This is a genomic window from Rickettsia parkeri (assembly GCF_051427245.1).
GTDB lineage: Bacteria > Pseudomonadota > Alphaproteobacteria > Rickettsiales > Rickettsiaceae > Rickettsia > Rickettsia rickettsii.
In genome coordinates this window covers 337,412-350,167 of the sequence record NZ_CP195774.1, presented here as the reverse complement: position 1 = coordinate 350,167, position 12,756 = coordinate 337,412, and the positions used below count along the sequence as shown (strand labels likewise).

Genomic DNA, 12,756 nt, shown 5'->3' with positions numbered 1-12,756 from the left:
AGCTTTAAATTAAAGTAATACGTTGCTCTTCTGCTTCTAGATATTTCTCTAGCTCTTCCTTAGTATATTTCTTTTCTTTAAGCTTTATTTCGTGATTAAATATATATTGTACAGCTTTATCTTCTAAGGCAGGACCTTTAAGTCCTTCAATTGCTCTAGGATTATTTTTATAAAAATCAAATATCATATTTTCCTGCCCAGGAAAATTACGTGCTTGTTGCATAATAATTTTTCTTAAATCATTCAGGCTCTAATGCAAATTTTAGATTTTGCATATTCACCAAGTAATAAGCCTATTCGCGCACGCGTAGGGCTAATTTATTATAATATGCTGTTATTTCTTTAGAGGATTTATCTTTCAATAATGATTCGTCTTGTTCATTTTTATCGGTTCCGGACTTTAGAATATTTTTTTCTTGCTCTAATAAAGATTCCGGTACATCAAAATCTAACAATTTTTCTAACTTATCAAATAAGTTCATTTTCATTATAGTATTAATAGCTTCTTCCGACTCATTTTCTATTTGTTTAGTAAAATGTGTACGCAATTCTTCAAGGCTATTACTTTGGAATTTTTTAGCAAATTCGTCATCGATAACGGTAGGTTCTGCAGTATGTACTGCTTTAATTTGTACTACAAAACGAGCATCCTTACCTGCTAAATCTTTAGCATGGTAATTTTCAGGAAAAGTAACATTAACATCTACTTCACTACCTGTTTTAGAACCTATTAATTGTTTCTCAAAACCGGGAATAAGTGCATTACTACCTATTATTACCTTAAAATCATTTAATTTACCGTCCTCAAAAGCTTTCTCCTTGATGTACCCGATTGCATCAATAGTAACCTGATCTCCGTCTTTTATTTTTGCTTTACTTTCTTTAGTATAATTTTTTGTTAATGCAGCAAGTTTTTCTAGTTGTTCTTCAACATCTTTAGAGTTTACTTCTAATTTTGGACGATCTAGTGAGATTCTTTTTAAATCCGGAATAGTAATTTTAGGTAATAGCTCTATTTTTACGGTAAATTCTAAAGCTTTATCGGATTCGTTTTGTAATTCTTCAATTTTAGGTCTACCGATTATATTTAGATTATGCTCTTTAATAACGTGATTTACTGAATGGTTAATTCTTCTTTCTATTATATCATTCCTGACGGAAGTACCGTATTTTTTCTTAACAATTGAAACCGGTACTTTACCGGCTCTAAAACCTGCTATTTTAACTTTTTTGGTTAAATCAAGTAATGCTTTTTGAATATCGTCATCTATCTCACTTAAAGGAGTAGAAATTCTTGCATGAAAATCCAATCCTTCGTTTTTTAATATGGTAATTCCCATTTTAATAATCCATTAATTCTGTATCATAGTTTGCTAATCAAAATAAACTAAAGAGCTGCAATATGCAATAGTTTTTGTAAAATCCCATTAGGATTAGGCATTGCTAACTGTGAGTTTCGCAGAACTCACCTTTGCTGGCATATAGTCGTCTATTTTTGCAATCACTAACTATTTCGCGTTAGCACTTAACAGCAATTGAGCCATTTCCATAGCAGTAAGCTCCTGCTTCTTATAATTTTCAAGGGCTTTAATAATTTTGGATATATCAAATATCTTATCGGTATTATTAATATAACAATATTTAGCCCGATTTCCCTTTTTTATTGTATTAATGTTCGGTTCGATGTTATAGTACGTAATAACCTTAATTTGTGTCTATAAATCATTATGATAATTTTTTTCTGCTACTTTATTCTTAGTGCTAAGTAATCGTTTGCCGTTGCTTTTTTGTACTTTTCGTTTTGTTCATCAGGATAAGTATTAAGCAATCCATGTAGGCTATTTGAGCATTACTAAATTCTTTCCCTGGATGAGCTTTAAGGAACTCAATAACTGCATTTTTACGGTCAAATTTTTTATTATAATATACCTCATTATAATTAACCGCTCTATTAGTATTATTAACATAACAATATTTAGTCAAAAGCCCTTTTTTTATTATCTTAATGTTCGGTTCTATTTGTTGTATAGCGTTCAATAGCTTATTCAATTCATTTCTATAAATCATGATAATAATTTTTCTCTTTCTTACTTTGCTTTTAGCATTAAGTAATCGTTTATCATTGCTTGCTTCCTCTTTTTTCTTTGCTTCTTCAGGATAAGTATCAACTACTAGGTTGCTATTTTAGAAGCAGTAAACTCTTTGCCGCATGAGTTTTAAGAGTTTAATAATGGCAGTTTTGCGGTCAAAAAAAGACATATTCGGTAATTATATTAAGTTAAAATTCATATTACTTTATTTTTTAGACATTGCTAAATTAAAGATGGATATTGTCATGAGCTAAGCGACTAGCCGTAGTCGATTTTGTAGAAGTACTTTTTTCTTTTTTGTTATTGCTCTTTTGTTCTTTATCTGAGTTAACTTTAAAAGCTCAATAATTACAGCTTTGTATTGAAATTTTGCAGAAAAAATAAATTATAAATTCTTCAAAGTAAACAAATTAATTATATAGAAATAAAAAATTAATATTATAGTGGTATAAAAATACAACTATTTTTTAAATTATATAAAGATAAGGTATTTATGGGGTAACCCTTTATTTTTTAAAAAGAATTTAAAGGGTTATATCTTACTTTTTTAGAGTATATTGCAATAAACTAGATGATTTAGGAGCAAAAGCAAGTAAATAAATTGGGTATAAGATTTGTGGCATTGTTAACCAAAGATAGATATCGTTATGAGCTAAATAACTGAAAGTGTTGTTGCGTGGAGGCCAAATCGTCATTGCTAGGCGCGAAGCGACGTGGCAATCCAAAAAAATAATTAAAAAAATTTTGATTTACAGAATTTTTTACTGAATTGCTTCGTCGAATTACTACGTAATTCTTTTCGCAATGACGGAAAACCAATCCACGCAACAATGCCACGCAGGAATGACATTAAGAGCATTTTTTATTAGACCGCTTAGTCAATTACTGAGTAATTTTCCTCACAATGGTGTTAAGCAATAAGATTTAAGCGTACTTCTTCGTTCAGTTCTTAAGCAGAAGATAATTCTAATATCAAGTTCGGCAAATATCTGCACTAAAGCTACAGATAAATCATTGATCATTTTGTCGGTATGGGCAGGGGTTGGGATGATGCGGAGGCGTTCCGTACCTCTCGGTACGGTTGGAAAATTGATATGTTGAACGTAAATACCGTATTCATTAAGGAGCATATTTGAGGCTTTTGCCGTTTTAATCGGATCACCAATAATTATCGGCACTATATGACTTTCATTTTTCAAATAAGGTATATTAAAACGTTCAAAAGAATTTTTAAGTTTTGTAACTACTTCTTGATGTTTTATTCGTTCTTCATTCGATTCTTTAAGATGTCTAATACTATGCGTTGCAGCGGTAGAAATTACCGGCGGCAATGAAGTAGTGAAAATAAACCCTGGAGCGGTTAGTCTTATAGCATCGACTAAATTATGGTTGCTAGTGATATAACCGCCGATAGTACCATATGCTTTGGCAAGTGTCCCTTGAATAATATCGATTTGATCACTACAATTAAGAAGCTCGGCAATACCGCCACCCTGTTTACCGTATAAACCGACCGTATGAACTTCATCGATAAAGGTTAAAGCATTATATTTTTTGGCTAAGTTGATTATATCTTTGATAGGTGAGAAAAAACCGTCCATAGAGTAAGCCGATTCAAAAACAACAATTTTCGGTCTATTAATATCGACTGATTGTAAAAGCTCTTCTAGATGCTTAACGTCTAAATGTCTATATATATATTTCTCGGCTCTTGAACTTGTAATCCCTGCAATTATTGATGCATGATTTAGCTCATCGGAGAAAAATACTATATCCGGCATGATTTTAGCAAGACTTGCAAGCGTTGTATCATTTGCAACAAAACCGATGTAAAAACAAAGCTGCTTGCTTTTTGGGTAAATTTGCAAGTTCTTTTTCAAGCTCAAGAATGGCAATATTATTACCGCCGATATTGCGAGTTCCACCTGATCCAACACCGTATTTTAGCAAGGAATCTATAGAAGCGTGCATTACTTTTGCATGTTTACTCATACCCAAATAGTCATTAATGCACCACATAACTATTTGTTTATTAGCGTGTTCTGCAAAAGGAAAATTATCGGCTTGTCTTTTTAAGGCCTTAAATTCTCGATATCTTCCTTCGCTTTTGATCTTATCTATATGTTTGCTAAATATAATATCGTAATAAGACATTTTCTCGATGTCATTCCCGCGTAGGCGGGAATCCATTTTATTAATTATAAAATTCTATAATCAGATATTTTGAATGTTCTTTCTAGATTCCCGCCTACGCGGGAATGACATCGAACAGAACAATACTTCCAAACTCACGTTTGCAACTATTCTACATTAAAATTAAAAAAGTTTAAAGTTATAATATGGCTTTTTGTACAATATCGTTTAATCTCTTTGAAAATGCACCTGTATCAGCAACCGGTTCACCCTCTAAAATACAGGCTTGATCAAATATTAGATTAACCAATTCTTCATTATTTTTATTATTTGCTTTTAAGTCGTTAAAGATTTTCTCTATGATTTTATTTTTAGGGTTTAACTCTAGATTTTTAGCTGAGGCATTAGCTATTTGTTTCTGTTCAATCAAAAATCTCTCCATACGAATATCCATAGCAGCGTCGCTAACGGCAAGACAAGCAGGACTTGAAGTAAGTTTTTTAGAGATCTTAACTTCTTTTACCAACTCCCCTAGTGTCTCTTTAAAATAATCTGTTAGCAATTTATATTCATCATCGGATTTTTTACTATCTGTATTTTTCTCCTCAGATTGTGAAGTAGTTTGTTCTACATCGATATCGCTTCTTGTCGCTGATTTAATAGCATGTTCTTTATATTTGCTATTAACATTTACCCAAAAATCATCCACTGTATCGGTAAAAAGTAATACATCGATTTTTTTACTTAACAACCCTTCGATTTGTGGGCTTGAAAGTAATTTATCGGGGTTATCACCGCTTAAATAATATATAGTACTCTGCCCTTCTTTAAAATTTGCTATATATTCGTCAAGGCTGATCATTTTATTATGCAAGGCACTTCTGAATATGCATACCTCTAATAATTTTTCATGGTTGGTAGTAGCCTCACATAAACCCTCTTTTAAAGCACCACCGAAATTAGCCCAAAACTTATTATATTCTTCAGGTGATTCCTCTTTCTTTTTTCTAAGCTCGCCAAGCACTCTTTTTGTAATAGCATTTTTGATTTTCTCAAGCACGCTATTATGCTGCAGTGATTCACGGCTAATATTTAGTGGTAAATCTTCTGAATCAACCACGCCTCGTAAAAATCTTAAATATGACGGGATTAAATCTATATTCTCATCAGATATAAATACTCTTTTTATATATAATTTTACTCGCCTTTTGCGATCAGGGTGGAATAAATCAAATGTTTTGCTTGATGGAATGAAAAGTAGGTTAGTAAATTCTATAGCTCCCTCGTTTTTATTATGCATAGTTATCCAAGGGTCATCAATGGCATAAGATAGACTTTTGTAGAATTCTTTATATTGTTCTTCCGTAATTTCCGATTTCGGTCTTGTCCATAATGCAGAAGCTGAATTAAGCTGGATTTCATTATTACCCAGCTTCATCAAAGAAATATATTGGTACTGCTATGTGATCGGAATAGCTTTTAACGATGTGTTTTAATCTAAAATGATCAAGGAATGTATCTTCTTCCTTTTTGATATGTAAAACGATTTCCGTGCCTCTTGTGAACTCTTTATCTGAATCTGAGACAGTATATTCACCAAGTCCGTCTGATTCCCAAATATGGACTTTATCTTCCCCAGCTTTTCTTGAGGTTACAGTCACTTTATCGGCTACCATAAAGCTTGAATAAAATCCAACACCAAATTGACCGATTAGCATATTGTCTTTTTTAGAATCACCGGATAGGCTTTTAAGAAAATTTGCCGTACCCGATCTTGCAATAGTACCGAGATTTTCAATTAAATCGTCTTTATTCATGCCGATGCCATTATCACGGATAATGATTTGTCTGTTATCTTTATCGACTTTAACCGTAATTTTAAAATTGCTATCGCCAGCTACTAATTCACTATTACTTTGAGATAAATAACGTAATTTATCACAAGCATCCGAAGCATTGGAAATTAACTCCCTCATAAAAATCTCTTTATTACTATAAAGAGAGTGAATCATTAAATTTAAAATCTTGCCAACCTCGGCATCAAATTTCTTTTTTTCTTGTATCATAATTATTCCAGTTAATAAATTATTTTTTCGTCATATGACTACTTATGTCATTCCTGCGGAAGCAGGAATCTAGAAAATAATAAATATAAACTGGATTCCCGCCTATGCGGGAATGACATTGGAAGTCTAGCAACAACTGCACCTTATTTAATATAGGAATTAATAATCAAATTTAAATAGTCTTCATTAATATTTTTTATCAATATCGTTTTTAAGCTATGAGTATGACCTTTAATAATTTCGATATTACTACGTGATAATTTCCATTCTTTTGCTAAATAATTTATGATTTCTTCATTCGCTTTACCTTGTTCCGGTATTGCTTTTATAGATAATTTTAGATATGGGATATTATTAATAATTACAAAATTGCTAATTAGATTTTGTTTAGAATTAGGCTTTACTTTAAAACTAAGTAAAGCCTGATGTGAAGAAGAATTGTAATTGTAGAATTTATCCATGAATATTTTTTATCATATTTGCTTATTATTTTTAATAAAAAAATAATCCTTGAAAAACTTTGCTTAAACTGATATTATGTTTACCATAAATGTTTAGCACCCTTAGCTCAGCTGGATAGAGCAACAGATTTCTAATCTGTGGGTCAGAGGTTCGAATCCTTTAGGGTGCGCCATTCTGCATTTCTCGGTATTTCTACAAACGTATCAAACCGCAGATGCAGCATAAAATCAAGCTTTTGACCGTTTAACTGAATATTAATTGTCTTTCACCAAGTCTCTAAACTAAGCAGCTTTTCTCTTTCTGCTAAATAGTAAATTTATCACCTTATAAAACGAAATATTAAAAATATTTCTCAAGTTTATTAATTAAAGCTTTAATTTCTTTTGTGTTAACTAATATTTAATATCATGATATCACCAAGTATCGCTCCATATTTAGACATAAATATGAAAATTTGCTTAATGGAGCTAATAATGGATTAAAAGAAGAAATGATTATTAATACCCTCACAGAACTATCATCAGACCATTCTGGTGTAATGCTTAATTTAAAACCGAGTAATAACGAAAAAGAGTTTAAAGAAAAATTAGAAAAGATTATTAATACTTATGAAAAATGGAAGGAAAATCCTGAAAACAAAAAAGCAATTTCTCAATAACTCAAAAAAGAATTAGAGAATCTAGATATATGGTGCAAAGAAACAGCTAAAAAAGATAATTCGCATGTTTTTAAAAATATTGGACAAGTTATAAAACATAGTTTTAAAGCTTTGGCTAACATAGGAAATAAAGAAGCTTTCAAAAAAGAACAGAAAGAAGTAGGTATTTTTATATGGATGCTATAACACATGCTAATAAAAATACTAAACAAACACTAGAACGCATAAGGGCTACTATTAACAAACATAAATCTCCCCTTCCTCATTTCTTATTACTACTCCCAAGAATATATCGCAAAAAAGCAAGCGAGGATCTGTAGAAAGATAAATAATAATTACTCGAAGCTGGTAAATGTATCGATAATCGTCCACTAGGGTGTGCCATTAACCGAAAACCAACAAGCCGCCTTAATCTCGTTTATTTTCAACTGTGGGGCTGGGGCATTTCAAGCATCAACATTGCAGCAAAAGCTAAACCGAGGTGAATATGCAAACGCTGCTAACGAGTTACTGCGATGGATGTGTGCTAAAGGCGGTCTTAAGCTGCAAGGCTTAGTGAAACATCGGGAATATTATAGATTATAATTATTACTAATTATTAAAACTTTTGATTATTTCCTGTAATTCTCTAATAATACGCTTAAACTAAGAGATATTACAGGAAACCTGCTATAAATATTTATCAATTAAGCAGACATCACCGGAGAAGGAGCAAAAGATTTTGTCGGATAATTTCCACTTTCTTTCTCCAATTTTTCAAAATGAATATACAAATCCAATACTTGTTGGAATCATAATAATTAATACTTCCAGTTTCTAAAGGTTTTTATTAAATGAGGAAAGCCAAAAGAGCTAATAACATACATACAAGCAGCTGATACAACATATGTAAATGTTACGGAAGTAAAGCGTTTAAAGATTGGAAAATGTCTAAAACAATTTGGTACAGCCGGCTAACATTAAGGGCAAAAGCCATGATAAGTGCTTGAATATAAATTAATAATATTTCCTAATGCCTAATTACAAATCAGAGGAATATCTAATATATTAGACCAAACTTTATCCCAACCTTTTGCATGAGAAATATTAGGAAAAGTTTGCTTTTTTACACACGGTGAGTTACTTGTTTTTACGTAAAGTGCTGCTATGAAAGGCGGGACTCTTTTGTCATCCATGCCGGAGAGATGTAATTGAGGGATATTATTAACCTGTTTTGCATAATTTATCGGGTTTAAGGATTTAACTAAGTAACCACGATAATTATGATATTTATCAAACTTTTTAGTATCTAAATTACCGGCAATCGTTATAATATCTTTAACATTACTATTTTGAGCGGCAATTAATATTGTAAGCCCGCCGCCACCGGAGAAGCCGACTAAGCTAAATTTTTGTCCGTTATTGATAATATTTATGACATTGTTAATTGAATCTACGACTTCTTGCCCCATTCTTTTATCTAACCAATAATCGCTAATGCATTTTGAGTTCATTTCTAAAGGAGTATATTGGCAAGGTCTTGCTATAAAACAATATTCGGTCTTTTATCCATTGTAGCAAGCTTTAAGAGCATCGGATTAACGGGAGTAGGGTTGTCGGAATTAGCAGATCCATCCGTAAGATGTCCATTTCCCTCAATATAGAAACAAAAGGTAGGTTACGGTCGGTAATACGCTGATAAGTCGTAAGAGTAAAATCACCACCGTTTACTAGCCCATCTGAAAGTTATTTTGAGTTGCTATATTTGCGAATGCTTTACCCTTCTAGCTACATCATGAGTAGTAGAACACCCTGAAAAGAAATATTGGTATTAAAAATATTATTGCCCAAATAAAATTTTTCATAACAATTTTGATTAAAACGGTATTTCGTCGTCTAAGTCGCTATGGTCAAAGGAATGATTTTTAGTTTCAGGATGTTTATATTCGCTATGCCCTGAATCTTGATTATGATTATTAGAGTTTTTACTATCTAATAATATTAATTGTGAATTAAAGTTTTGTAACACAACTTCCGTGGTATATTTTTCTTGACCTGAATTATCATTCCACTTACGGGTTTGCAATGAACCTTCAATATATAATTTGCTACCTTTTGTGACATAGCGTTCTACAACAGATACTAACCCTTCACTAAATATAACTACTCTATGCCATCAGTTCGTTCTTTTCGTTCGCTGGTAATGCGATCTTTCCAAGTTTCGGTTGTTGCTAAGGAGAGATTAATGATTTTTTTTCCTTCGCCCGTAGTTCTCATTTCCGGATCACGCCCTACATTACCTATTAATATTACTTTATTTAAACTACCTGCCATAGATTACTACCTACTTTAAAATATTACTATTGCAATAATAAAATAAAAGAGCCTATAATACTACAGGTTTTTTAAAAAATATCTCAAAAATTTTGTAGTGAAGTGATTATGAACCAAGAATATATTAAGGTACGCGGTGCTAAAGAGCATAATCTAAAAAATATAAATGTTAATATTCCAAGGAATAAATTTGTTGTTATAACCGGTCTTAGCGGTTCAGGCAAGTCTTCTTTAGCGTTTGATACTATTTATGCAGAAGGTCAAAGGCGATATGTTGAAAGTTTATCTTCATATGCAAGGCAATTCTTACATTTACAAAATAAACCTAATGTAGAATCTATTTCCGGATTATCGCCTGCTATTGCAATTGACCAAAAAACTACTTCCAAAATCCACGTTCTACGGTTTGAACTATAACGAAATTACGATTATCTTAGGTTATTATATGCAAGGGTGGGTATTCCTTACTCTCCGGCAACGGTCTTCCGATACATAGCCAAACAGTTTCCGAGATGGTAGATATAATTAACGAACTACCTAAGGGTACGAAAATATATTTACTCGCTCCTATTGTTAGAGGACATAAGGGTGAGTTCAAGCGTGAAATTATGAATTTAAAAAAGCAAGGCTTTCAAAAATTAATAGTTAACGGGGAAGTTTGCGAAATTGATGATTTACCGAAACTTGATAAAAATAAGAAGCATAATATAGAAGTGATCGTTGATAGAATAGTTCTAGACGAAAGTTTAGGTAATAGACTTGCAGATAGCTTAGAGAGTTCGTTAAATCTTGCCGAGGGTATTACTTATTTGGAAATTGTAGAATTACCCCGGGCAGTTAAGAGCGAGTTTGAAAAAATCAGCGTATTACTTTTTCCGAGCAATATTCTTGTCCGGTTATCGGGTTTTCAGCTTACTGAAATAGAGCCTCGAATCTTTTCTTTTAATAGCCCTTTTGGAGCATGTCCTAAATGTGAAGGGATAGGTAAGGAGTTTTTCTTTGATAGAGATTTAATAGTTCCGGATCAAAGAATTGCTATTAAAGACGGTGCAATAGTGCCTTGGGGTAGTATAGCTTCTAAATTTATCCTAGAGACATTAAAGGCTCTTGCCGATCATTATAAATTTTCTATTGAAGTACCTTTTGTAAGTTTATCACAAAATGTTAAGGATATTTTATTTGAAGGTTCAGGAGAAGAGGCAATAAAGTTTGAATTTCACGATGGTTCTAAAACGCAAATAATAAAACAACCTTTTGCCGGTATAATACCAAGTTTGCAAGAAAAGGACCGTACTATAGAATCGGTTTTAATTAAAGAAGAACTAGCTAAATTTAAGTCAGAGCATAAATGTACTGCTTGTTCAGGGTTTAGATTAAAAGACGAAGCATTATGCGTTAAAATAGCAAATTTGCATATAGGCGAAGTAGCAGGTATGAGTATTGCAGCCTTGCAAAAATGGTTTATTCACTTAGAAGAAAAATTAAATAAAAAGCAATTATTTATTGCTGAGCGTATACTCAAAGAAATTACCGAGAGATTAAAATTTCTTATGAATGTCGGGCTTGATTATCTAACGTTATCACGAGAAGCAGGTACTTTATCGGGGGGGGAAAGTCAGCGTATTCGTCTTGCATCTCAAATAGGTTCAGGACTGAGCGGTGTTTTATATGTACTTGATGAGCCGTCTATTGGTCTTCATCAACGAGATAATACAAGATTAATTGAGACACTAAAAAGGCTTAGAGATTTGGGTAATACCGTTTTGGTAGTCGAGCATGATGAAGAAACAATATATGAAGCAGACCATATTATTGATATAGGACCGGGAGCCGGTATTCACGGCGGTCGTGTTATTGCGGAAGGAAATGCTGAAGAAATAAAGAATTTTGAAGAAAGTATCACAGGTAGGTATCTAAGTGGTCGTCAAACAATCAAAGTGCCGTCTGAAACAAGAGTAGGGCATGATAATAGAGCAATTGAATTACTTGGGGCGGTTTCCAACAATTTAGATAATGTTGATATCAAAATTCCGCTTGGTACTTTTACCGCTATAACGGGAGTATCGGGAAGTGGTAAATCAAGCTTGATGATTCATACTCTGTATAAAGCGGCTCTAAAGCATTTAGAGCCAACTAGCAAAGTATTTCCTGGCAAATATAGAGAGTTAAAAGGACTTGAATATATTGATAAAATTATCGATATTAATCAATCTCCGATAGGTAGAACTCCTCGTTCAAACCCTGCGACTTATACAGGTGCCTTTACCCATATTAGGGATTGGTTTGTGGAGTTACCTGAATCAAAAGCTAGAGGGTATAAAGTAGGCAGATTTTCGTTTAACGTTAAAGGTGGTAGATGTGAAGCATGCCAAGGCGATGGGCTAATAAAAATAGAGATGCATTCCTACCTGACGTATATGTAAAGTGTGATATTTGTAACGGTCACAGATATAATAGAGAAACGCTTGAAATAAAATATAAAGGTAAATCTATTGCCGATATTTTGATGATGACTGTAGAAGATGCGATGCAGTTTTTTGAAAAAATACCGTTAATCTATGAAAAATTAATTACCTTAAATGAAGTGGGTCTAGGCTATATTAAAATCGGTCAGTCTGCTACTACTCTTTCAGGTGGTGAAGCACAACGCGTTAAGCTTGCTAAAGAATTATCAAGACGTTCAACCGGTAAAACGCTTTATATACTTGATGAACCGACTACGGGATTACATATCGACGATATTAATAAATTGTTAAAAGTGTTACATAAACTTGTTGATATGGGCAATACCGTTTTAGTTATCGAGCATAATTTAGATGTTATAAAAACTGCAGATTATATTATTGACGTCGGTCCTGAAGGTGGCGACAAAGGTGGTAAGATAGTTGTATGTGGCACCCCTGCTGACATCGCTGCCTGTGAGGAAAGCCATACCGGTAGATATTTAAAGCAATATTTGGTGTGATCTAATATAAATAGCAAGTTACTCTATATAATTTGCTATTTGATGTATTTCTAAATTATCCTTAACACT

Annotated in this window: 6 protein-coding genes, 1 tRNA gene and 7 pseudogenes; 6 read left to right on the top strand and 8 right to left on the bottom strand. The window is 32.6% G+C overall.

The genetic code is table 11. From position 1 onward, the window contains the following. Window positions 1-4 precede the first annotated feature (4 nt). The 5 genes and pseudogenes from tig to ACSFFC_RS02020 form a co-directional block, all read right to left on the bottom strand. Window positions 5-1,340 (bottom strand): annotated as a pseudogene (tig, locus tag ACSFFC_RS02040) (trigger factor). 404 nt (window positions 1,341-1,744) lie between these two features. Then, window positions 1,745-2,067, bottom strand: a pseudogene (locus ACSFFC_RS02035) (hypothetical protein). A 933-nt stretch (window positions 2,068-3,000) separates the two neighbouring features. Further along, window positions 3,001-4,244: pseudogene (hemA, locus tag ACSFFC_RS02030) on the bottom strand (5-aminolevulinate synthase). Between the two features lie 178 nt (window positions 4,245-4,422). Beyond that, window positions 4,423-6,289 (bottom strand): annotated as a pseudogene (htpG, locus tag ACSFFC_RS02025) (molecular chaperone HtpG). A 143-nt stretch (window positions 6,290-6,432) separates the two neighbouring features. Next, window positions 6,433-6,750 (bottom strand): A1G_07140 family DUF167 domain protein, encoded by a 318-nt coding sequence (locus ACSFFC_RS02020; protein WP_004997180.1) that lies wholly within the window; start codon window positions 6,748-6,750, stop codon window positions 6,433-6,435. A 96-nt stretch (window positions 6,751-6,846) separates the two neighbouring features. Here ACSFFC_RS02020 and ACSFFC_RS02015 point away from each other — a divergent pair. The 3 genes from ACSFFC_RS02015 to ACSFFC_RS02005 all read left to right on the top strand — a co-directional run bounded on the left by ACSFFC_RS02015 (window position 6,847) and on the right by ACSFFC_RS02005 (window position 7,994). Further along, window positions 6,847-6,923: transfer RNA gene (locus ACSFFC_RS02015), tRNA-Arg, on the top strand. Window positions 6,924-7,205: 282 nt separating this feature from the next. Beyond that, window positions 7,206-7,409, top strand: coding sequence for a hypothetical protein (locus tag ACSFFC_RS02010; protein ID WP_004997182.1), 204 nt, complete (start codon window positions 7,206-7,208; stop codon window positions 7,407-7,409). 378 nt (window positions 7,410-7,787) lie between these two features. After that, window positions 7,788-7,994, top strand: a complete 207-nt coding sequence (locus ACSFFC_RS02005; protein WP_014411133.1) for a lysozyme — start codon at window positions 7,788-7,790, stop codon at window positions 7,992-7,994. A 101-nt stretch (window positions 7,995-8,095) separates the two neighbouring features. Here ACSFFC_RS02005 and ACSFFC_RS02000 read toward each other — a convergent pair. The 3 pseudogenes from ACSFFC_RS02000 to ACSFFC_RS01990 form a co-directional block, all read right to left on the bottom strand. Further along, window positions 8,096-8,385: pseudogene (locus tag ACSFFC_RS02000) on the bottom strand (hypothetical protein). Between the two features lie 40 nt (window positions 8,386-8,425). Further along, window positions 8,426-9,253 (bottom strand): annotated as a pseudogene (locus ACSFFC_RS01995) (alpha/beta hydrolase family protein). 11 nt (window positions 9,254-9,264) lie between these two features. Then, window positions 9,265-9,722 (bottom strand): annotated as a pseudogene (locus ACSFFC_RS01990) (single-stranded DNA-binding protein). Between the two features lie 108 nt (window positions 9,723-9,830). Here ACSFFC_RS01990 and ACSFFC_RS01985 point away from each other — a divergent pair. The 3 genes from ACSFFC_RS01985 to ACSFFC_RS01975 all read left to right on the top strand — a co-directional run bounded on the left by ACSFFC_RS01985 (window position 9,831) and on the right by ACSFFC_RS01975 (window position 12,687). Beyond that, window positions 9,831-10,139 (top strand): hypothetical protein, encoded by a 309-nt coding sequence (locus tag ACSFFC_RS01985; protein ID WP_499217212.1) that lies wholly within the window; start codon window positions 9,831-9,833, stop codon window positions 10,137-10,139. Window positions 10,140-10,234: 95 nt separating this feature from the next. Next, a complete protein-coding gene (uvrA, locus tag ACSFFC_RS01980) occupies window positions 10,235-12,145 on the top strand; it encodes an excinuclease ABC subunit UvrA (protein ID WP_499217211.1) in 1,911 nt (636 codons plus the stop codon). After that, the gene (locus ACSFFC_RS01975; RefSeq protein WP_499217210.1) at window positions 12,088-12,687 is read left to right on the top strand and encodes an ATP-binding cassette domain-containing protein; all 600 of its coding nucleotides are present in this window, start codon (window positions 12,088-12,090) and stop codon (window positions 12,685-12,687) included. Before uvrA ends, ACSFFC_RS01975 begins: the two co-directional genes overlap by 58 nt. The last annotated feature ends 69 nt before the right edge of the window (window positions 12,688-12,756 follow it).